The following is a 21302-nucleotide window of genomic DNA, read 5'->3' as shown; positions in this document are numbered from 1 at the left end:
GATTAATTGGCGAATGTACCTTGCAGATGCTCGGCACGAAATTCCAGGGTCTGTGGCCGGTACCCGGAGCGCAGCGGCGGCACCGGCAGGCAATCTTTCCACTCGGCTCCCGGCTGCAACTCACCCGGTCCACGGTAACGCGGTGCGTTGTAGGTATTCTCGGCCAGGTTCACGGTATCGCCCGGCGCATACGCCGCTACCCGCCAACGAAGCTCGGTGAGCGGGGCCTTGTTGCCGTTTTTCATGCGTACCTGCAGGGCGCGGTCGGCAGGGCACTGCTCGGGAGCGTAGCTCAGGCGCAGGTCCAGGCGGGCCAATTGCGAGGCTTCGCGGTTTTCCTGCCAGGCAACGAACAGGGCTACCAGGCCCAGGCCGCAAACGGCGGCCAGCGAAATCGGCAAGGCCTTGGCCGGGTAGCGCAACAGCAGCACCAGCCAGGTGAGGATGAGGAAGGCACCGATGATCATTGGGCTTGAAGACCTTGGTTGCGCGGGGTCTGACCATCGTAGCCTGAAATGGGGGAGGGCTCAAAAGCGCGAGGGCTTCGCCCTCGTGTCGAGAAAAGGGCCGCAAAGCGGCCCCAGGGGTTTACTTACTGCGCAATCGTCTTGACCGAAACACCTCGCTCCACCGGCGTCGATGTCCGCCCATACACATCCTCGAAGCGCTCGATGTCATCCTCGCCCAAATAACTGCCGGACTGCACTTCGATGATCTCCAGCGGGATCTTGCCTGGGTTGCGCAGGCGGTGCACCGATGCGATCGGGATGTAGGTCGACTGGTTTTCGGTCAGCAGGAACACGTTCTCGTCGCAGGTGACCTCGGCGGTGCCGGACACCACGATCCAGTGCTCGGCGCGGTGGTGGTGCATCTGCAGCGACAGGCTGGCACCCGGCTTGACAGTGATGTGCTTGACCTGGAAGCGGCCACCCATGTCCACCGAGTCGTACGAGCCCCACGGGCGATACACTTCCAGGTGGTTCTGGGTTTCAGTGCGACCCTGTTCGTCGAGGGTCTTGACCATCTGCTTGACGCCCTGGACCTTGTCCTTGTGGGCAATCATCATGGCGTCCTTGGTTTCGACCACCACGATGTTTTCCAGGCCGATCACCGACACCAGCTTGCCGTTGCCGTGGATCATGCAATTGCGGCTGTCCTGCACCACCACGTCGCCCTTGGTGACGTTGCCGTTGTCGTCCTTCTCGTGCACTTCCCACAGCGATGACCAGCAGCCCACGTCGCTCCAGCCGGCCGACATCGGCACTACGCAGGCGCGCTGGGTTTTTTCCATCACCGCGTAGTCGATGGAGTTGTCCGGGCAGCAGGCGAAGGTGGCTTCGTCGATGCTCAGCACATCGCCGTCTTCCTCGCTGCGCTCCAGCGCCAGCACGCAGGTGTCGTAGATGTCGCCGTCGTGCTTTTTCAGCTCTTCGAGGAAGCGGCTGGCGCGGAACAGGAACATGCCGCTGTTCCAGAAGTAGCCACCGGCCTGGACGAACTCGGCGGCGCGTTTCTCATCGGGTTTCTCGACAAACTGGGCCACGCGTGCCACGCCTTCGGGCAGCAGGGCATCCTGGCTGGAGCGGATGTAGCCGTAGCCGGTTTCCGGCTTGGTCGCCGGCACGCCGAACAGCACCATCTCGCCACGCTCGGCGGCGATGGTGGCCAGGGCCAGGGCGCGCTGCAGGGCCTTCTGGTCGTCGATCACGTGGTCGGCTGGCAGCACCAGCATCAGCTCGTCGCGGCCTTCGTTGACCAGTTTCATGGCGGCCATGGCCACGGCCGGCGCGGTGTTACGGCCGAACGGCTCCATCAGGATGCCTTGGGTTTCCAGCTTCAGCGCAGCCAGCTGTTCCTGGACGATGAACTTGTGGTCCTTGTTGCAGACCACGATCGGTGTGTCCATGCCTTCGAACGCCAGGCGCTCGATGGTTTGCTGGAACAGGGTGTGTTCGCCGGTCAGGGCCAGGAACTGTTTTGGGAACTGCTTGCGCGACAGAGGCCACAGACGCGAACCGCTACCACCAGAAAGAATTACCGGGATCATCATGTTTCTCCAATAGTCGTTAAAGGCAGGGGGATCAGTTGCTAGCCACGGGGCGAGTTACCCACACCGGCGACAAGGCGTTGCCGGAACCCGTTACATACAGCACGGCGGCTTCGCCGCGCTCCAGGGCGACGGGTTTCACGTCACCCACTTTCTTGTCACCTTGGTACAGCGCCAGGTTGACCTTGACCGGGTTGATTTCGCGTTCGCCCCGGCCGTTTGCGGCCACCGGCTTGACCACTTCGGTCTTGCCGTCGGCGGTTTTCAGGGTCAGCTGCTGGTCGCTCAGGTTCTGCACGCGCACCAGGGCTTTCTGCTTGTTCTTGAACGGTGGTTCTTCGATCAACTGCGGGTTGCCGCTGCTGCTGTTGACCAGGGTGTAGTACTTGTCCGAGGCCAGCTTGACCGGCACGCTCTTGCCGCCGACCTGGGCTGTGTAGTCGCCGCCTGGCAGGAAGCTGAAGTCGCTGCTGGCCTGGGCGCCAACCTGCTTGATCTGGGTGTTGCCGACCGAGGCGGCGGCCGGTGCGCTGGCCGCGTTGTACAGGCGCACGAAGGTCGAGCCTTTCGGCGCGCTCGGGCCATACAGCGCGGCATCCGCGCCGGCGAAGGCCTGCATGGAAGCAAGGGACAGGCCGGCCGCGAGGGTGAGGGCTTTGGCAATGGAAGTCTTGGTAGTCATGTGCGTTTCCTCTCTATCGATCAGTGGCGCGTCTGGTTGGACGACAAGGCCAGGTTTTCTTCGGTTTTACGGGTGTTCTTCAGCTGCGCGATCCACTGCGGATCGAAACTGCTGAGGTCGTTTTTCATGGGCAGATAACGCTCGGGGAATTCCCACACCACCACTTGCGGTGCGGCGTTTTTAAAGGCATCGCTTTGCAGGTACTTGAGCATTGGCAGCAGCGGGCCATGGCCGTCTTCTGCGTAGTTGGCGACGTCGCTGTTCAGGGCCTGCTGCAGGGCACCAAGGAAGTTCCAGTGCGGGTTGGCGCTGTAGCTGGTACCCACCAGCGCAACCGGAATCTGCTTATCGGCGAACAGTGCGTCCCCGCGTCACCCTCGGCATCGACCGGGCGGGTGGTGCGCTGCTGCAGGTTGTCCGGGGCCGGCAACAGGTTGCTGAACAAAGGGTCCAGTGGCAGGAAGTTGGTCAGGTCGCCTTTGTAGGGCGCGGTGCTGCCAGCTTCGGTGACGAAGGTTTGCGGGTCACCGTTGAGCAGGTTCTGCCGGCTTACCGCCTCGGCCAGCGTCTGGGCGGCGACTTCGGCGCCCATTGGTGTCCAGTGGGTGTCGGTGCGCAGGAATACCTGGCCGCGGGCTTTGGCTTGTTCCATGGCCGCTTGCAGGTCTGGGGCGAACACGTTGGCCTGGCGTACCTGGGCGTGGAACTGGTTGTACAGGTCATCGTGCAGGCTGGCCGGTTGCTCTTTGCCCAGGTATTCCGAATAGAGGCGCGCCTTGGCCGGGATGATAGCCAGCACCAGCTGGCTACCGTGCTGCTGCAAGGTGTCGCGCACGCCACGGATCAGCGCCAGGTTTTCCTGCATCAGTTGTTCGGCACCGGCGGTGGGCTTGAACTCTTCGTCGCTGAACAACCACTGGTCGCGGCCCAGTACCACACCGGGTCGGCCCTCGTTGAACAGCTTGAAGTCCATGGCCGCCCAAAGGTTCGTGCCCAGGCGCTTGATCGGGAACTCGTCGTCGTAGTGGGTCTCGGCGGCCTTGGCCAGCTTGCCGTTGAGCAGTGTCATCTGCTCGGTGCGCTGAAAGCTTTGCAGACCACCGGTGGACCACACGCCCATGCCCACCAGCAAGCCAAGAAACGACAGGGAATAAGTGATGCGTAATGTGCGGTTCATGTCATCGGCCTCAGAACTGGAAGTACAGGAACGGCGAGTAGCTCTGCGCCGAAAGCTTGAGGATCGAGGCGACGAACAGCAGCAGAATCAGGGCGCGGGTCATCACCCGGGTCCAGTCCAGGCCGATCGAGCCATCGCTGTTCACCTGCACCGGGGTTGCCTTGGGCGTCGGTTTGGCATTGCGGTAGAAGTCGCGTAGGCCGAAGAACGCCAGGGTGAGGTAGGCGATGACCAGGGTCGCCACCTGCAGGCCGGTCAGCTGGGCACTGTTGAGTTCCGACAGCTGCCAGTCGCCGAAGCTGAACATGGCGCCGTACATGCGGCCGGCCACGTGCAGGTTCTCGGCGCGGAAGATCACCCAGCCGACCACCACCAGCAGGAAGGTGAAGGCCCATTTGACCGGGTTGAAGCGCTGCGGGTTGGTGTCGATGCCCAGCGCGCGTTCGATGGCCAGCCACATGCCGTGCCAGGCGCCCCAGATGATGTAAGTGAAGTTGGCACCGTGCCACAGGCCGCCCAGCAGCATGGTCAGGAACAGGTTGCGGTAGGTGTTGAAGGTGCCTTTGCGGTTACCGCCCAGGGTGATGTACAGGTAGTCGCGCAGCCAGGTCGACAGGCTGATGTGCCAGCGCCGCCAGAACTCGGTGATCGATTGGCTGATGTATGGCTGCTTGAAGTTCTCCATGAAGCGGAAGCCCATCATCAGGCCCAGGCCGATGGCCATGTCGCTGTAGCCGCTGAAGTCGAAGTACAGCTGTGCGGTGTACGCCAGCGCGCCCAGCCAGGCATCGCCCGTGGTCGGGTTTTGCAGGGCGAAGCAGTGGTCGGCGACCACGGCCAGGGTGTCGGCGATGAACACTTTCTTGATGAAGCCCTGCATGAAGCGGGTGCAGCCTTCGGAAAACTTGTCCAGGGTGTGGGTGCGGTTGTTGAATTGCTCGACCAGGTCCTTGAAGCGCAGCACGGGGCCTGCGATCAGGTGCGGGAAGATGGCCACGAACGCGGCGAAGTCGATCAGGTTGCGAGTAGCCGGGGTGTCGCCACGGTAGACGTCGATGATGTAACTGATCGACTCGAAGATGTAGAACGAGATACCGATCGGCAGCAGCACGTGGGTGAGGATGAACGGCTCAAGGCCGAACGAGGCCATGATCGCGTTGAGGCTGTCGACGCCGAAGTTGGCGTACTTGAAGTAGCCGAGAATCGCCAGGTCGACACCCACGCCAAGCAGCAGCCAGCGCTGGGCGGGCTTGGTGCGCACACCGGCGGCACCCACTTTGAGGCCGATCCAGTAATTCCACAGGGTGACCCCGGCGAACAGGGCCAGGAAGTCCACCCGCCACCAGGCATAGAAGATGTAGCTGGCGATCAGCAGCAGCAGGTTGCGATAACGTTGCCCGCTCAGGTAGTACAGGCCGAGGAAGATCGGCAAGAACAGGAACAGGAACACGTTGGACGAGAAGACCATCCCGGTTCTCCTAATTTGTTCACAGCATCCAGGGCAAAGCGCCCCCCAAACCCCCCAGCAAAAAGCTGGAGGAAACCGTTGTCACTTCATTCCTGATGGGCCGCAAAGCGGCCCTAACCCAGGCGACATCTATTTCTTGCTCTCTGCGTTCGGGTCGTAGACCCGGGTCAGGTCGCCGCCCAGCCGGAAGCTGTTGAACGGCTGCATGCCGTGCTTGCGCTGCAGGGTGTCGCCGACGCAGTGGTACAGTTCGCACCAGGGTTCGAGCCAGGCATACTTGCTGTCGACCTTGAGGTCCTTCATGTCCTGCTTCTCGCCGGTGCGGGCCTTGAACTGGCTCGGGTCGCGGGCACCGGCCAGTACGCCTTCACCCAGACGCTGCAGGGCGAAGTTGTTCTCTTTGCGCAGGTCCACGCCATTGGCCTGGGCAAAGCTGGCAATCATCGCCAGGGGCGGCAGGGCATAGTTGTGGTAGGCCAGTGCGCGCTGCTTGCGCTTGATTTCGTTGGGCAGAAAGCCCTGGTCATCCACCTGGTTGGCGCCCACCTTGTATTCCTTCACGGCCCAGTCGAACAGGTCGCGACGGTCGGTGGCGACAGCGGTCGCCATGACCGACCAGGCCGCCCAGTAGCTGTGGTTGTTGATCTTCTCCAGCGGCAGGTCGCTCCAGTCGCGCACGGTCTGTTCAGCCAGGCGGGCGAACCATTTTTCGATGACTTCGGCTTCAGCCTGGTGCGCGGCCAGCGGCTGCGAGTGGGAGAACTTCAGGCGCAGCCACGAGCCGCTCATGCTGCCCAGTGCCCATTTGCGCATCGACTTGCCGGTGTGGTTGTAGTCGGTGGACAGCAATGCGTCGGCGCGCGCCCAAGTGCCCAGCCAGGCCAAGGTGCAATCGAGCTGCGCCGGGCGGCCATCGCGCATGTACTGGCCAACCATCTTGCTCACGCCTTTCTCAAGCGTGGTGATGTCTTCGGTCGACTTGCGGAAGGCCTTTTCCGAGGCAACATTGAGCGTTGCCCGCGCCTTGTCAGAGCCTTCGTATTTGCTGCGAAACTGCAACGCGCCGGTGTACGGCTTGGGCGCCGCTTCGCAGTGGAAATTGCCGTCGCCGGTCTTGAGCTTTTCGATCCCCTCGTAGTAACCCTGCGGGGGTACCAGCGCAGCGTGCGCGGCACCGCCAAACAGGGCCAAAGCGAGCAGGGCGGGGCTGGAAATTCGCTTCAATAGGGTCATGGATCGCCTCACTGGCCGGCCTGCGCGGTCTGCGCAGGCACGGCGAAGTTGTTGCGTTTGCAGAGCTTGGCCTCGACCTTCTGGGTGCCGCTTTCCGGCCCCTGTACCTCGAACGCCAGCAGGCCCTGGCTGGCCCAGTCTTCGTCTTCACGCATTTGGAAGACGAAGCGGCCGTCGGTGTCGGAGGTTTCCGGTTTTTCCAGCTTGATGTCCTCGTGGCGGCCGTTGAGGTACCAGAGGGTGGCTTGCAACACCTTCACCGACGGGTCTTCGAACTTCACGTCCATCTGCAGGTTGCGGTTGATCAAGTCTTTGATCACGCCGCCCTTGCCGTTGACCATCAGCTCGTTCTTGCCGGGCTTGAGGGTGGTGCTGGCGCTCATCAGGGCAGGGCGGTCGTCGCAGCCGTCATCGAGCAGGCCAAGGATTTGCCGCCAGATGGTTTCCTGGTCCAGGCGGTACAGCGGGGAGAACTCCCACACCAGGATCTTCGGCGGGTGCTTCTGGAATTCCTCGCTGCCCAGGTACTGGATCATCGAGCCCTCCAGGCCACCGCCAGGGAAGGCAACGTTGAGCACGTCGGCGCCGATGTACTGCTCGAGGAAGCCCGAGAAGTTGTAGTTCTTGCCACTGTGGCTGGTGCCGACCAGGGTGATCTGCGCGTTGCCGCCGTCACCGAACAGGTCGTCGCCGCCGCTCGAACCTTTCGGCTCGGTGGCGAACTGGTCCATGTACTGCACCGCGTAGCTGGTGCCGCACAGCTGGCCGGCTACGTTATGCAGGGTGCCGGTCTTGCCCATGCGCCCGGACTTCTTGGTCTCGAATTCCTTGCGCGGTATGCCTTCGAAGGCCGGCATCTTGTGCACGGTGTCGGCCACGATTTTTGCCGCGCGCTCGGCGCCATAGGGCGTCCAGTGCTGGTCGCCACGGAAGTAGAAGTCCTTGCCCTGGTCGGCGGCGGCCAGTTGCTCGTTGGTCAGCGGCGACAGGTCGGGCACGTTGTAGCCCATGCTGGCGAAGCGCTTGAGCATGGCCTGGTAGTTGCCCAGGGCCTTTGGGTAGTCGAAGGCGGCTTTCTCGGCCGGGTTGAGCATGTTGCGGTTCACCAGGCCACGGGTCGGCTGGTACACCACCACCAGTTCCACGCCACGCTTCTTGAACGCGTCGTGCACTTGTTGCAGGCGCTTGTAGCCGGCCGGGGTGGTGGTGAACTCGGTGCGCAGGTCTTCGCGGGTACGGAACAGCCAGTCACCCTTGGCCTGCACCAGCGTGGTGAAGTTCTGCTGGTAGCGGGTGGTGTAGCGGCTGGCATCGTGCGCTTCGGGGCACAGCTGGCAGCAGGGCTCGGCGCTGAAGGTCGGGGCCTTGACGTCTTCGGCGCGCACGCCCTGGCTGATCGCCAGAAGGGCGGCGGACAGGCCCAGCAATTTCATCAGGTGTGGAGTCATGGTCTGGGCTTCCTTAATCGATCATTTCGGTCTGGCGTTCGACCGGGTCGATCAGCACAGCCTTCTGCTGGCGTACCAGCAGGTCGAGGATTTCGTCCTGGCGCTCGCCCAGCACGCCATTGAGGCTGATGCCGCTGGCCTTGCGTGGGGCGAGCATGGATACCTTGTACAGTTCGACCGACAGCGGCGAGTCGATCGACAGCGGGCCGGAGCCGTTGGCCGCCAGCTCGCCACCCACCACGATCAGCGACACCTTGGTGTCGAACGGGTCGAGGGCAATATCGCGGTCGGTGTCGGACAGGTCCTTGATGTGGCCGTACACGCCGACCAGGCCGTTGGCCATGGCGACGTTTTCGTACAGACGGATGTTCACGCTGTTGCGCACGCGGATGCCGTGGCGGCGGTTGTTGATCAGCTTGTTGCCCCAGATCAGGTTGTCGCCACTTTCGTACAGGGTGATGCCGTCGGTGTGGTTGCGGTAAATCTCGTTGTAGGCCACCAGGTTGTTGACGCTGTTACGGTCGATCACTACGCCCGAGAGCTTGTTGTCGTAGCTCTTGTTGTTGATGATCCAGCTGTCGTTGACCTCACGCGAAACGATGATGCCGTGCTTCTTCTTGGTGCCGTACACCGTGTTGCCGGCGATGATCAGGCGGTGCGAGCGGTCGTGCGGGTCGATGCCGTAGACGATGTTGTCGCGGTAGGTGCTGTCCTTGACCACGAAATCCTGGGTTTCGTAGCAATAGAAGCCGTACCACATGTCGCTGAATTCCGAGCCGATGATCCAGCCGGTGGGTTCCGGGCGGCCCATGCGCTTGGCCATGTTCGGCGTGTACTGCGAAATGCTCACGCCATACGACTTGGACTTGGCGTAGCCGAAGCTGGCCATCCTGGTGTTGACGATGTAGGTCTCGGTGCCGCCCCACGACAGCAGGAACGGGCGGAATTCCTTGGGCGAGCGGAAGGTGGCCGGGCCATTGTCCTTTTCCCGCCAGCCGGTCACCTGGGTGTCGGTGACGAACAGCTTGCCGTCGTTGACCAGGAACGAACCGCCCTCCTGGGACAGGCGCAGCTGCTTGACCTTGCCGTCGATCTCGAGGATGCCCTTTTGCCCGACCACGATCGGCAGGCGCGCCAGGTACACACCGGGCTCGACTTCGCTGAGGTACTGTTTGGGCACCTTCTTGCTCAGCTCGACCAGGTCGACATGGCCGTCATCGACGAAGATCGCCTGCGGAATGCCGTGCTGGCGCTGCACCCACTCGGCTGCCTTGTTGTCGCCGCCGACGAACTCCTTGAGGGTGTCCTCCTGGAACATGCGGCGCAGGCTGACCTTGCCTTTGTGGCTACGGTCGATCTTTTTCTGCACCGCCTCGGCGGTGAAACCGGTCAAGTCGGGCAGCTTTGGCGGGTCCATCTGCAGCGGTTCGATCGGTGCGCTGGCCACTGTGTAGGTCTTGGCCTGCTGCAGCTCCTTGGCGATCACCTGGGGTTCTGCGGCAGCGGCCAGGCCGCTGGCCAGCAGCAAGGCGCTGGCCAACAGGCTGTGACGTAAGTGCGGGTGAAGGTTCATAACGGTCAGTCCCCTACCGGCCTCAGAAGCGCCAGATCACATCGACGAAGGCGCGGTGCATGTACGAGTCCGCTTCCTTGCCGTAGGCATCGCCCGGCTTGAATACACCGGCACGCAGGCGCACCAGGGCGGACGGCTCGTCGATGGCCTGGCTCATCGATGCCGGCAGCAGGCCTTGCTTGAAGTACTTGGTCACGACCACGTCCATTTCCTGGCCAAGGTCTTTTTCGCCGTCGACCAGCGGGCGGTTCACGCCGTTGTCGTTGACCACCGCGTTGATGCCGCTGGAGCCGATGTTCTGGTTACCGTCGACCCGCCAGAATTTGTGGTAGATCAGGCTGGCGTCGTAGTCGTCGCGCAGCTGCCAGGAGGCGAACAGGGTGGCTGCCTGCAAGTTGCCCAGCTCGCCACGGAAAGCTTCGCCGAAGCGGTGCACGCGCGAGCGGGTGCCGGTGAAGTTGGAGCGGTTGCTCTCAAGGCCGGTCTGCTCGAAGTTGTTCGAGCCGTCGTCGCCACCACCGCCGCTGCCACGGGCGTAGGCCGCACCGACTTGCCATTGCGGGTCCAGGCGCAGGCGAATGCCAAGGTCGGTGGCCCATGCATTGACGTCGCCGCTCTGCTTGCCGGTGGCAATCTGATCGTTGCCGACGGCCTGGCTGCTGAGGGTGTCGCGGTCACCGGTCAGCCAGGTGACGCTACCCCAGTAGTTGACGGTGTGGTCGTTGCGCCAGTTGTAGGCGTCGCTGTTGGCTTCCAGGCCCAGCCAGGTCAACTCGCCAGTGCGGGTCTTGTCCAGCGCGTCGACGGTTTCGCCGGGGTTTTTCAGGCTGCCGCTGTCGTGCGTATGGTGTGCCCGCACGCCAACCCAATGGCCAGGCGTCCACTGCGTGGCGACGTTGCCGTAGATGTGGGTGCGGTCCTTGTCTTCCGGGGCCAGTTCGGTGAGGTCGGTGCGGTACTCGCTGAAGCGCTGGGCCACGCCCAGGTCGGCCTTGAGCAGGGTGGTGTCGAAGGTCCAGTTCAATGCTTCGATGTTGGTGTCGCGCCACATGCCATCGTCGCTGCGCAGGCGCTGGCGGCCGAAGCGCAGTTGCTCGCCGGGGTAGGCGGTGAGGCCGCTGTAGCCGACCCAGAACTCGCGCATGGCCAGGTAGCTTTTGTCCGGTTGGCGGCTGTCGTCGCCGGTTTCGGTGCTGGTGCCGTCGTCGTTCTGGCGCAGGGTGTCGGTTTCGATGGTGTCGGTGGCGGCGACGGCCTGGCCCATGGCATAGGCACTCCAGTTACCGCGCTCGCCGTACACCCAAGGGCGCAGGTCCAGGCCCAGGCCGTTGACGTCTCCACCAGGGCGGGTGCCCAGGTCGCGGTCGTCTTCCGACTGGCCGGTGATTTTCACGTCCAGGCCAAAATTCTTTTCAGCGGTCATTTCCGCCAGGGTCGGGCAGGACCACAGCAGGGCGAAGCTCAGGCCGATGCCGGCTTTCACGAAGGGATTGAGCGTCATAGCGAGTCCTCACCGTCTACTTCTTTTTCGTCGTCTTGCAGGGCTTCGAGGGCCAGGGTGCTGTTCGCGCCCTGCGCCATGCTGCCGCGTGCGCGCTTTTCCTGGCCCAACAGTTGCTGGGCCTGGCTGCGCTGGTCAGGCGTGAGTTGCTGGTCGAGTTGCTGCAGCAGTTCGCTCGATTGCGGCGTCGGGTTGGCCTGCGACAGCTGGGCGAACACCCAGGCGTTGCCCGGTTGCGGGCGGATGCCGTGGCCTTCGCTGAACAGCTGGGCCAGGGCATAGTCGGCGCTGTTCTGCCCACCACGGGCGGCGGCCAGCAGGTGATCGACGGCTTTCTGCGGCTCGACATTGCCCAGGTAGCCACGGCGGTACAGCTGGCCCAGGTAGTAATGGGCGCTGATTTCGCCAGCGTCGGCGGCGGCTTGCAGGTGCTGCTCGGCTTTTTTCGCGTCGGCTGGCAGGGTTTTGCCTTCGTAGTACAGGCGGCCCAGCAACAGTTCGGCGCGTGGTTGTTCGGCCTCGCGGCCCTTGTCGATGTAAGCCATTAGCTGGTCGGTATCGCCCAGTTCGGGGAAGTCGTACAGCAGTTGCGCCAGGCTGACCCAGGATGCCGGGTTGGCGGGGGCCACCTGCTCAAGCAGGTCCTTGGCGGTTTTCTCGTCGGTCTGGCCAAGGCTGCGGTCGGCCAGCACCCGGACAACGCTGTCGACCCGAGTGGCCGGCACCGCGCCACGGGCGTAGGCGGACTTCAACTGGGCGAGCAGGGCGGCTTGCTGGTCGGCCTGGCCACGCTTCTGGTACACGGTGGCCAGTTCGACGTAGCAGATGTCGGTGCTGTTCAGGGCGGCCTTGCAGATCTTCTCCACGTCGCCCAGGTGCTGGTCGTAGGTGCCCTGGGTGCGGTACAGCAGCACTTGGGCCAGGCCCGCTTCCGGGTTGCCGGCGGCGCGCCATTGGTCGATCTGCTGCTGCGCATTGACCTTGGGGAAGCTCTGCGGGTAGCTGAGGTAGAGCATTGCCAGCGGAATCAGGGTATTGCTTTCGCCCTGCTTCGCAGCCTGCTTGAGCAGGGTTTCGGCTTCTTCGCGTTCGGCCTGGGTGCTGTCGGGCTTGGCCACCAGCAGGCGGCCAAGGCGCGCCTGGGCACGGGGCGAAGTGGCCGCCGCTGCGCGGTAGGTGGCCTCGGCTTCCTTGATTTGCGATGGGTCGCGGGTGGCCACCTTGATGTCTGCCAGGCCTACTTGTGCTTCGCTGTAGCCCAGGTCGGCCAGGGCCTTGTAGTTGCGCTCGGCCAATGCCGTGTCACCGCGCTTCATGGCCTCGTTGGCCAGGCGCTGGTCGGGCAGGCCGGCACAGCCGGCCAGGGTAATGGCCAGGGCGAGTGTGCACCATGCGAATGGGCGAGCGCTGCGCGCTCGATCGCGACGCAAGGCCGCTCCTACAGGTTGAGTGCCAGGCGACAGATGGGAGAACGACTCGGACCCTGTAGGAGCGGCCTTGTGTCGCGATCGAGGGCAAAGCCCTCGCAACGGCGGCATGCTAGTCATCGCAAGTTCCTCTTACAGCCCACGGGCCACTGCTTTGTCGATCAGCCAGTTCATAGACGGGCCACGGTCGCTGTTGACCGAAGCCGGGCGGCCGGCCAGTTCGGCGGGCATTCCAGTGTCAGGCTTGATCTGCACGCGGATGTCGGAGGACAGGTCTTCGCTGTTGAGGCTGGTGCTGCTGACGATCTGGCCGGTGCGCACTTCGTCTTCGCCGGCGACCTGGAAGTTGACCCGGGTACCCGGCTTGACCTCGTCGAACTGGCGGTAGCTGAAGCGGGCCTCGACCATCGGCGTGGTGGTGCGCGGGATCAGCTGGAAGATCGCCTGGCCTTTGGCTGCGTACTGGCCATCGTCCACCAACTGGCGGGCGACCACACAATCGCAGGGGCTGGTGAGGGTGCCGGACAGCTGCTTGCCGAACAGCTCCTCGATCTTCGCCGGCTCCAGCTGTGCGTCTTCAAGGTTGCCCTTGAGCATGTCCAGCATGCTGGTGGTGAAGCTGGCCAGTGGCGCGCCCTTGGCGATCTGCCCGCCACTTTCGACCAGGCTGCTCACAGTGCCGTCGCGCGGCATGGTGACGGTGGTGGTCGGTACCGCGACCACACCCGCTTCGGCATGGCTGACGAAGTACATGCCGTACAGCGACTTGGCGACGAAGCCAAAAGCTGCAACGCCGACCACGAACACGCCGAGGGTGACGGTAACGGCCTTGAGCCGGCCGAAGGCGCTCAGGCCAGAACCACCGTCCTTCTGCTTGCGCGCCTTGGTGAAGTTGTCGCGCTGCAGGGTACTGAGCACGTCGCCGATGCTGATCAGCTCACCGGACAGGTGGCTGGTGATGATGTGCCGCAGCGTGGCGATGTCGCGTGGTTCAAGGTTCTGGAACTGCGCGCCGGTACGGCCATTGTCCGGGTTGTACGAGCGCACCTGGAACTCGATGTCGATCGACAGGCCCAGGTTGTCGACCACGAACTGCAGGCGCCCGCGCAGTACATCGCCTACCGTCAGCTGCTGCTTGGTGTGGAAGCTCAGGCCACCGGCGGAAAGGTCGTCGACCTTCACTTCGTGGGTCTGGCGCTGGGCGTCCAGGAAGCGCAGCTTGGCGGGAATGCGTACCCGGGCGTGTTGGCGCTGGGCTTCGGACTCATGCACGACATTGACGTTCACGGCGGTATTCATGGTGGTTTGTTCCTGTTAGATCCGATCCGGGTTGGGCTCACACGACCATGAACAGCACAGCAACGAAGATGCTGGCAGCCGAGAAGGTCATGGTCCGCGAGGACCAGGTGTTGAACCATTGTTGAAAGCTGGCGAGGTCACGCTTGAGGGCAGTGGGCTGACGCGTCCACGACTGTTTGTCGAGGCGGAAGAACACGTAGATCTTCATCAGTGCGCCGATGATCTGGTTGTAATAGAGAATCAGCGGGTAGGCCGGGCCTACGTTGTGGCCGGAGCACAGCAGCATGATGGTGAGGATCAGGCGGGTAATGCCGATCCACAGCAGGTACACCAGCAGGAAGGCCAGGCCGAACTTGAGGCTGGCGATCACCGCCACGGTCAGGCCCAGCAGGCTGGTCCACATCGACACGCGCTGGTCGAACAGCACGATGCTGGTGAACAACCCCAGGCGGCCCAGGCCCAGGCCCAGTGCGCGGGAGTTCTGCCGCAGGTTGTTGCCGTACCAGCGGTACATCAGCTTGCGGCTGGCTTTGAAGAAGCTTTTTTCCGGCGGGTGCTCGACCGTGTTGATGGCCGCGTCCGGCACGTAGAACGTGTCGTAGCCCAGGCGCATCAGGCTGAACCAGCTGGACTTGTCGTCACCGGTGAGGAACTTGAAGCGGCCCAGGCGCCAGTGCATCAGCGAGTCGCTTTCAACATCGGCGATGAATTCGGGGTTGGTCACCACGCTGGCGCGGAACATCGACATGCGGCCGGTCATGGTCAGCACGCGCTTGCTCAGTGCCATCGAGCACATGTTGATGTGGCGCTGGGCGAAGCGCAGCTTGTGCCACTCGCTCATGATGTAGCCGCCGCGCACCTCGCAGAATTCGTTGGTGGTCAGGCCACCGACGTTGGGGAACAGCTTGAACCACGGTACGGTCTTGCGTACCACGCCATCGGCCAGCACGGTGTCCCCGTCGATCACCGCCACCACGGCGTTCTCGTCCGGCAGCATGCGTGAGATGGCGCGGAAGCCGTAGGCCAGGCCATCGCGCTTGCCGGTGCCGGCGATGCGCACGATGTCCAGCTTCACATGGGCTGGTGGGTTGTATTTGGCCCACAGGCTTTTCACCAGCAGCTCATCGGACATTTCCACCAGTGAGCAGACCACGGTGGTGGGGAAGCCGCAGTTGATCGCCTCGCGGATCACCGAGCTGTACACCTGGGCGGTGGTCAGCGCTTCGATGCGGAAGCTGGTCACCATCAGGTAAACGTGCGACGGGTCGGCAGCAGTGCCCATTTTCTGCACCTTGCGGCGCAGGTACGGGTACACGCCGTAGAGGAAGATCATGCCGCGGATGAAATGGGTGGCGCCCATGGAATAGCGCCAGATGCCGACTGCGCCGACCAGGAAGATGAAGTGCTTCGATTGCGAGTCGAAGATATCGGCTGGCAGGGCCAGGGCGATCAGCATGAGCAGGCTCATGTAGAGCAGCCACCCGGCGCACTGCAACAGCACGGTCTGGAGCCTTTGCATGTTCAGCATCCGTCGAAAATTCGGGGGAGGGTGGGCAGCGCAAGTGGGGAGGGCTTGCGCTGCCCGGTCAGGCACTTACCAGCAGATGCCTTCGGTACGGCTGGTGGTGCAGGTTGGTTTGCTCATGAAACCGACCAAGTCGATTACTTGCTTGCCAGCTGGCGCTTGCTGGGCCAGCGCGCGGAACTGCTCGTCACGGTTGCCGAGGACGATGATGTCGGCGTTGTCGATCACCTGCTGGAAGTTGGCATTGAGCAGCGACGACACATGCGGGATCTTCGATTCGATGTAGTCCTTGTTGGCGCCGTGGACGCGGGCGTACTGGACGTTCTCGTCGTAGATGTCCAACTGGTAGCCCTTGCCGATCAGGCGCTCGGCCAGCTCGACCAGTGGGCTTTCGCGCAGGTCGTCGGTGCCGGCTTTGAAGCTCAGGCCCAGCAGGGCGACCTTGCGCTTGTCGTGGGCTTCGATCAGCTCGAAAGCGTTCTGCACCTGCGATTCGTTGCTGCGCATCAGCGAGTCGAGCAGCGGTGCGCGCACATCGAGACTGGCGGCACGGTAGGTGAGGGCACGCACGTCCTTGGGCAGGCACGAGCCGCCGAAGGCGAAACCTGGGCGCATGTAGTACTGGGACAGGTTCAGCACCGTGTCCTGGCAGACCACGTCCATCACTTCACGGCCATCAACGCCTACCGCCTTGGCAATGTTGCCGATTTCGTTGGCGAAGGTGACCTTGGTGGCGTGCCACACGTTGCAGGTGTACTTGATCATCTCGGCCACCTCGATCGGCTTGCGGATGACCGGGGCGTCAAGCTCTTCGTACAGGGCCTGGAGGATGTCGCCGCTGGCGCTGTCCAGTTCGCCGATAACCGTCATCGGTGGCTGGTCGTAGTCCTTGATGGCGGTGCTTTCACGCAGGAATTCCGGGTTGACCGCGACACCGAAGTCGACGCCGGCCTTTTTGCCCGAGCAGTCTTCGAGGATCGGGATGACCACATTCTTGACGGTGCCCGGCAGCACGGTGCTGCGCACCACGATGGTGTGACGGCGGGTGGTGTCACGCAGCACGTAGCCGATTTCACGGCACACCGATTCGATGTACTCAAGGCCCAGGTCGCCGTTTTTCTTGCTGGGCGTACCCACGCAGATCATCGACACATCGCTGGCACGGATGGCTTCGGCGAAGTCGGTGGTGCCACGCAGGCGGCCATTGGCGATGCCCTGTTGCAGCAGTGCTTCCAGGCCAGGTTCGACGATGGGCGACTTGCCCTGGTTGATCAGGTCGATCTTGGTGCTGGACACGTCCACACCGATCACTTCATGGCCACGCGCCGTCAGGCAGCCTGCACAGACTGCACCCACATAACCCAAACCAAAGATGCTGATACGCATCGCTATCACCTCATGTGTTTATCACGCCGGCGCCTCCGCAGAGTGCCGGGCTGGGTTGATTAACAACAGTTTTCGGGCGCACGGATCCATGGCGAATGCACACTTCGCCGAGCGCAGGCAAAATAAATCCGGAGCGCAAAAAGTTATGCGCTCAAAGTTGGCAGTAAAAAGCCATCAATTAAAAAACGTGCCCTGAAATGCAGCCGTCTTTATTGCAATGCGCTACTTGGCGCGTTGCTGTGCTTGTTTTTTCAAGTGGATAAATCCTTTGAAATCAACCACTAGGACGATTTTTAAGGGGCGCGTATCTCCAGCATGGACACGGTCTTGGGGTGTTCCCGTAGTACCTGTCGAAGTTGTAAGGGCACGGTAGTGGATACCTGCCATTGTCATCTGTAAGTCATCTCTCACAGCCCACAGGCAGGAAAATCGTTACGGCACTATGAGCGATTGCTCCTAGCAGAAGTTCCTGAGCCGGTTTCGCTCGGATGAAAGATTTCTAAATATTTATTCAGTTGTAGGCAGTTTCAATTTGATAGCACGCGGTGTTTCACCCCCGTGTATCAAGGGTGTAACTGTTACGAGATGTTTTTATGCCAGTATCGGAAAATATTTTTCAAAATTCGTCAAAAAAGGTATGAACGGTCTTATGGCGTTTGGCGATAAAGGTAGGCGTGTCGATTTGTTGGCGCCTGATTTATGGCGTGATGGCGATTTGCATCGTGCCCTGTTGCAGGGCGGAGGGGATGGGGCTTGGCTGATGGCCCCTTCGCGGACACGCCCGCGAAGAGGGCTTTGCAGGCTTAATCGGCAGGGTGATCGCGCAGGAACACCAGATGGTCCGGCTTGGACTGCTCGGCACTGTAGTAATAGCCCTGCACATCGAACTGCTTGAGCTGCTCTGGGTCGCTGATGCGCTGCTGGATGACGAAGCGGCTCATCATGCCGCGGGCTTTCTTGGCGTAGAAGCTGATGATCTTGTACTGGCCGTTCTTCAGGTCCTTGAAATCGACATTGATCACCCGGGCCTTCAGCGCGCTGCGTTTCACCGCGCTGAAGTACTCATTGCTGGCCAGGTTCAGCAGCACGTCATCACCCTGTTCGGCCAGGGCCTCGTTCAGCCATTCGCTGATGCGTGTGCCCCAGAAGGCGTACAGGTCCTTGCCGCGTGCGTTGGCCAGCTTGGTGCCCATTTCCAGGCGGTAGGGCTGCATCAGGTCCAGCGGGCGCAGCAGGCCGTACAGGCCAGAAAGCATGCGCAGGTGGTCTTGTGCGTAACTGAAGTCGTCTTCAGCCAGGCTTTCGGCGTCGAGGCCGGTGTACACGTCACCCTTGAACGCCAGCAGCGCCTGTTTGGCATTGGCGGGGGTGAAGTCTGGGGTCCAGCTGCCGAAACGAGCGGCATTCAGGCCCGCGAGCTTGTCGGACAGGTGCATCAGTTCGCTGATCTGCGCTGGCGACAGTTCGCGCAGCTGCTGGATCAGCGCCTGGGAGTCATCCAGGTACTGGGGCAGGGTGAAACGCTCGGTTACTGGCGGGGTGTCGTAGTCGAGGGTCTTGGCGGGGGAAATCACCGTCAGCATCGGGTCGGCTCCTGGCATCGTTGGCCGAGGATTCTACGGGCTGGGCGGTGCAAGTCCAAACTATGGCGACGATAGTCACAGACCATGGCCGATGCAGGCGCTATAGTTCGCGTTTTGCCGTTGCGGAGCCTTCGACCGTGCGCACTGCCTTTGCCTTGCTGGCCGCTCTGCTGAGCCTGGCCGTGCAAGCCGCCCCTTCACCCCAGGTCAGCCTGGACCGCAGCCTGTGGCCCGAGCAACTGAACAGCCCGGCGCTGTTCGACGTGGCCTCGCGGGCGGAAATTCTTTCGTTCGCCCAGGTGCTGCACGAAAGCGAGTTGCTGGATGACTCGGCGCTGGCGGCGAGGCTGGGGCTGCGGCAGATCAACCTGCAGAAGGTGCGCCAGGTGCGGGCACGTATGTGGCAGCGGTTGTGGGCTGGTTATCAACAGGCGCAGCGCAGTTGCGAGCAGGACGCGTCGTTCTGCTACCCGGTTACGTCGATGGCGGAGTTGCGCACGCAGGCAGCCACGTTCGCTGCTGATGTCGGCACGTTCTATACCGGCTGGGTCGAGCCAAGCCATCAGTTTCATGTGCGCTATCTGGACGAGCAGCTGCGCAAGGCGGCGTTGTTGCCGCAGACCAGTAGCGAAATCGAACGGTTGTCTTCGCGCGAGCGCAATGGCGACGAATTGAACGACCGTATGTTCCTGCTGACCTTCGTCGGCGGGCCCGGGCCTGAGAGTGGCAGTACCGATTTACTCACCGATTACTTGCGCCGGCAGAAGCTCGAAGGCACGTTCTTCGTGCTCGGCAACCGTCTGCAGCAACGCCGGGATGGCGGGGCTGCGAACGCCTTGCGCCGGCTCTATGGCGGCCAGTGCGTGGGCATCCAGGGTTGGGAGTACCGCTCCCATGCGCAGTGGACCGACTGGCAGGATTCGCTGCGGCGCAGCCAGGCGCGGGTGCAGGCCGACTTGCCGGAACAGTATGTGCCGCTGTTCCGCCCGCCTTATGGCCAGCGCCGGGCCGACGGCGAGGCGTTCATGGCCAGCCAACAGCTGCGGGTATCGTTATGGGATATCGATGCCCAGGATGACGGCGCACTGAGCGCAGAGGCGTCGGCGCAGCGTGTACTGACCCTGATGCTGCTGTGGCGCAAGGGCGTGATCCAGTTCCATGACAGCCTGCCCAAGGCGCAGCCGGCGGTGGAATGGGTGCTGCGCAATACCGCCCAGAGCGGGATTGGCTGGGAGAGTTGCCGAGAATATGGATATAGCGAATAGAGGGTATGACTTCTGAGCGTAGACCCCTCTGGCCCTGCCGCCAAGAGGGCTTCGTCAATCAGAAAAATAAAGTTCAAAAACACGTAAAAATGCTTTTTTTGGTCATGGTTTTTGCGGTATGAAGAAACCAGACAGCCGATTCCTGCAGCACAGGTGGCGTCATCCAGGCCCACCTTGCCAGGTTCGCTTCCCGCCCGTAACAACGCGGATACGGGAACAGCGGCAGTCACTTTGCGGCGCAACAGACCGCGCCGTATGGCTTCGACATAAGGTGACCGAGTATGGATGACCAAGGACGCAACCCTTCCTCCAGCAAGCCAATCCTCTATGTGCTCGATACCAACGTCCTGATTCACGACCCCAACGCGTTACTGAACTTCGAGGAGCACCATGTCGCCATTCCGATGACGGTGCTGGAGGAACTCGACAAGCTCAAGACCGGTAAACAGACCATCGCCGCCGAATGCCGGCAGGCCATCCGCCTGATCGACCAGACCCTTGGTGACGCTTCGCCCAGCGATGTCGAGCAGGGCGTGCCGATCCAACGCAACAAAAGCGGGCCCAAGGGCTTCCTGTCGATCCTGATGAGCCCGCGCAACGAGCCCAGCAAGTTGCTGCCGGAAAACCTCAACGACAACATCATCATCAACACCCTGCTCGACGTACGCAGCCGGCGCACCGACTTGGACGTGGTGCTGGTCACCAAAGACATCAACATGCGCCTGAAGGCGCGCGCCTGTGGCATTGCGGCCGAGGACTACAGCACCGACCAGTTGGTCGATGACGTGTCCTTGCTGTCCAAGGGTTACCACTCGGTCACCGGCTCGTTCTGGGACCGCGTCAGCAAGGTCGATACCCGCCAGGAGCGTGGCCGTACCTGGCATCGGGTGCAGATGATCGACAACTTGCCAGCCGTGCATATCAACGAGTTCATCATCGATGAGCAGGGCTTCGTCGGCTGGATCAAGGGCATCCGCAACGACGAACTGCTGCTGCTCGACTTGCACCAGGAACCGCTGCTGCACCAGGAAGCCTGGGGCCTGAAACCACGCGACATCCACCAAAGCCTGGCGCTGTTCGCCTTGCTCGACCCGGACATCCACCTGGTCAACCTGACCGGCGCCGCAGGCTCTGGCAAGACCATCCTGGCCCTGGCTGCGGCCATCGAGCAGACCATGGTCAGCAAGCGCTACCGGCGCATCATCGCCACCCGCAGCGTGCAGGGGCTGGACCAGGAGATCGGCTTCCTGCCGGGTACCGAAGCGGAGAAAATGGAGCCGTGGCTGGGCGCCATCACCGACAACCTCGAAGCCTTGCACATGGATGACGAAAGTACCCATGGCAGCGTCGAGTACATCCTCGAACGCGTGCCGTTGCAGTTCAAGTCGCTGAACTACATCCGTGGCCGCAGCTTCCAGCAAAGCCTGATCCTGATCGACGAGTGCCAGAACCTGACGCCGCACCAGATGAAAACCATCATTACCCGTGCCGGCTCCGGTTCCAAGGTGGTCTGCCTGGGCAACCTGGCGCAGATCGACACCCCCTACCTGTCCGCGACCAGCTCGGGCCTGACCTACCTGACCGAGCGTTTCAAGGACTTCCCCCACGGCGTGCACATCACCCTGCAGGGTGTGCCACGCTCGGTGCTGGCCGAGTACGCCGAGTCGCATCTGTAACCCTTGCCGCCG

The 21302-nt window shown here is 62.4% G+C and carries 15 protein-coding genes and 1 pseudogene; 2 read left to right on the top strand and 14 right to left on the bottom strand.

Annotated elements, in window-relative coordinates:
• Positions 1-2 precede the first annotated feature (2 nt).
• The 14 genes and pseudogenes from AB5975_05325 to yaaA form a co-directional block, all read right to left on the bottom strand.
• Positions 3-467, bottom strand: coding sequence for a multidrug transporter (locus tag AB5975_05325; protein ID XDR21313.1), 465 nt, complete (start codon positions 465-467; stop codon positions 3-5).
• Positions 468-592: 125 nt separating this feature from the next.
• Entirely contained in the window at positions 593-2047 is a 1455-nt protein-coding gene (locus AB5975_05320; GenBank protein ID XDR22926.1) for a mannose-1-phosphate guanylyltransferase/mannose-6-phosphate isomerase, read from the bottom strand.
• A gap of 34 nt (positions 2048-2081) precedes the next feature.
• Positions 2082-2729, bottom strand: coding sequence for an alginate O-acetyltransferase AlgF (locus AB5975_05315; protein ID XDR21312.1), 648 nt, complete (start codon positions 2727-2729; stop codon positions 2082-2084).
• Positions 2730-2749: 20 nt separating this feature from the next.
• Positions 2750-3906: pseudogene (locus tag AB5975_05310) on the bottom strand (alginate O-acetyltransferase).
• Positions 3907-3916: 10 nt separating this feature from the next.
• Positions 3917-5374 carry an MBOAT family protein gene (locus AB5975_05305; protein XDR21311.1) on the bottom strand — a complete coding sequence of 486 codons (1458 nt, stop codon included), beginning with the start codon at positions 5372-5374 and terminating at the stop codon, positions 3917-3919.
• A gap of 129 nt (positions 5375-5503) precedes the next feature.
• Entirely contained in the window at positions 5504-6607 is a 1104-nt protein-coding gene (locus tag AB5975_05300) for a mannuronate-specific alginate lyase (protein ID XDR21310.1), read from the bottom strand.
• 8 nt (positions 6608-6615) lie between these two features.
• Positions 6616-8055: an alginate O-acetyltransferase gene (locus tag AB5975_05295; protein ID XDR21309.1), complete on the bottom strand. Its 1440-nt coding sequence runs from the start codon at positions 8053-8055 to the stop codon at positions 6616-6618.
• Positions 8056-8068: 13 nt separating this feature from the next.
• The gene (algG, locus tag AB5975_05290) at positions 8069-9628 is read right to left on the bottom strand and encodes a mannuronan 5-epimerase AlgG (GenBank protein ID XDR21308.1); all 1560 of its coding nucleotides are present in this window, start codon (positions 9626-9628) and stop codon (positions 8069-8071) included.
• A 22-nt stretch (positions 9629-9650) separates the two neighbouring features.
• Complete coding sequence (locus AB5975_05285; protein XDR21307.1) at positions 9651-11129, bottom strand: alginate export family protein; 1479 nt, start codon at positions 11127-11129, stop codon at positions 9651-9653.
• Positions 11126-12676, bottom strand: a complete 1551-nt coding sequence (algK, locus tag AB5975_05280) for an alginate biosynthesis TPR repeat lipoprotein AlgK (protein XDR21306.1) — start codon at positions 12674-12676, stop codon at positions 11126-11128. The genes AB5975_05285 and algK overlap by 4 nt, the downstream gene beginning before the upstream one ends.
• Positions 12677-12688: 12 nt before the next feature.
• Positions 12689-13855, bottom strand: a complete 1167-nt coding sequence (locus tag AB5975_05275; protein XDR21305.1) for a PilZ domain-containing protein — start codon at positions 13853-13855, stop codon at positions 12689-12691.
• Positions 13856-13892: 37 nt separating this feature from the next.
• Positions 13893-15374 (bottom strand): glycosyltransferase family 2 protein, encoded by a 1482-nt coding sequence (locus tag AB5975_05270; GenBank protein ID XDR21304.1) that lies wholly within the window; start codon positions 15372-15374, stop codon positions 13893-13895.
• A 75-nt stretch (positions 15375-15449) separates the two neighbouring features.
• The gene (locus tag AB5975_05265) at positions 15450-16766 is read right to left on the bottom strand and encodes a nucleotide sugar dehydrogenase (GenBank protein XDR21303.1); all 1317 of its coding nucleotides are present in this window, start codon (positions 16764-16766) and stop codon (positions 15450-15452) included.
• Positions 16767-17569: 803 nt separating this feature from the next.
• Entirely contained in the window at positions 17570-18349 is a 780-nt protein-coding gene (gene yaaA, locus AB5975_05260; GenBank protein ID XDR21302.1) for a peroxide stress protein YaaA, read from the bottom strand.
• 137 nt (positions 18350-18486) lie between these two features.
• On the opposite strand from yaaA, the gene AB5975_05255 reads away from it, so the two are divergent.
• Complete coding sequence (locus tag AB5975_05255) at positions 18487-19614, top strand: polysaccharide deacetylase family protein (GenBank protein XDR21301.1); 1128 nt, start codon at positions 18487-18489, stop codon at positions 19612-19614.
• 281 nt (positions 19615-19895) lie between these two features.
• Positions 19896-21290, top strand: a complete 1395-nt coding sequence (locus AB5975_05250) for a PhoH family protein (protein XDR21300.1) — start codon at positions 19896-19898, stop codon at positions 21288-21290.
• Positions 21291-21302 lie beyond the last annotated feature (12 nt).

The organism is Pseudomonas putida, assembly GCA_041071465.1.
Classification (GTDB): Bacteria; Pseudomonadota; Gammaproteobacteria; order Pseudomonadales; family Pseudomonadaceae; genus Aquipseudomonas; species Aquipseudomonas putida_P.
Note: the sequence above shows the minus strand (reverse complement) of the source record. Positions and strands in the feature narration are given on the sequence as shown.

Coding starts and splice junctions, on each gene's coding strand:
- AB5975_05285 (XDR21307.1), bottom strand. CDS start 11,129: ATGACGCTCAATCCCTTCGTGAAAGCCGGCATCGGCCTGAGCTTCGCC.
- AB5975_05300 (XDR21310.1), bottom strand. CDS start 6,607: ATGACCCTATTGAAGCGAATTTCCAGCCCCGCCCTGCTCGCTTTGGCC.
- yaaA (XDR21302.1), bottom strand. CDS start 18,349: ATGCTGACGGTGATTTCCCCCGCCAAGACCCTCGACTACGACACCCCG.
- AB5975_05270 (XDR21304.1), bottom strand. CDS start 15,374: ATGCAAAGGCTCCAGACCGTGCTGTTGCAGTGCGCCGGGTGGCTGCTC.
- algG (XDR21308.1), bottom strand. CDS start 9,628: ATGAACCTTCACCCGCACTTACGTCACAGCCTGTTGGCCAGCGCCTTG.
- algK (XDR21306.1), bottom strand. CDS start 12,676: ATGACTAGCATGCCGCCGTTGCGAGGGCTTTGCCCTCGATCGCGACAC.
- AB5975_05250 (XDR21300.1), top strand. CDS start 19,896: ATGGATGACCAAGGACGCAACCCTTCCTCCAGCAAGCCAATCCTCTAT.
- AB5975_05325 (XDR21313.1), bottom strand. CDS start 467: ATGATCATCGGTGCCTTCCTCATCCTCACCTGGCTGGTGCTGCTGTTG.
- AB5975_05305 (XDR21311.1), bottom strand. CDS start 5,374: ATGGTCTTCTCGTCCAACGTGTTCCTGTTCCTGTTCTTGCCGATCTTC.
- AB5975_05295 (XDR21309.1), bottom strand. CDS start 8,055: ATGACTCCACACCTGATGAAATTGCTGGGCCTGTCCGCCGCCCTTCTG.
- AB5975_05315 (XDR21312.1), bottom strand. CDS start 2,729: ATGACTACCAAGACTTCCATTGCCAAAGCCCTCACCCTCGCGGCCGGC.
- AB5975_05275 (XDR21305.1), bottom strand. CDS start 13,855: ATGAATACCGCCGTGAACGTCAATGTCGTGCATGAGTCCGAAGCCCAG.
- AB5975_05320 (XDR22926.1), bottom strand. CDS start 2,047: ATGATCCCGGTAATTCTTTCTGGTGGTAGCGGTTCGCGTCTGTGGCCT.
- AB5975_05265 (XDR21303.1), bottom strand. CDS start 16,766: ATGCGTATCAGCATCTTTGGTTTGGGTTATGTGGGTGCAGTCTGTGCA.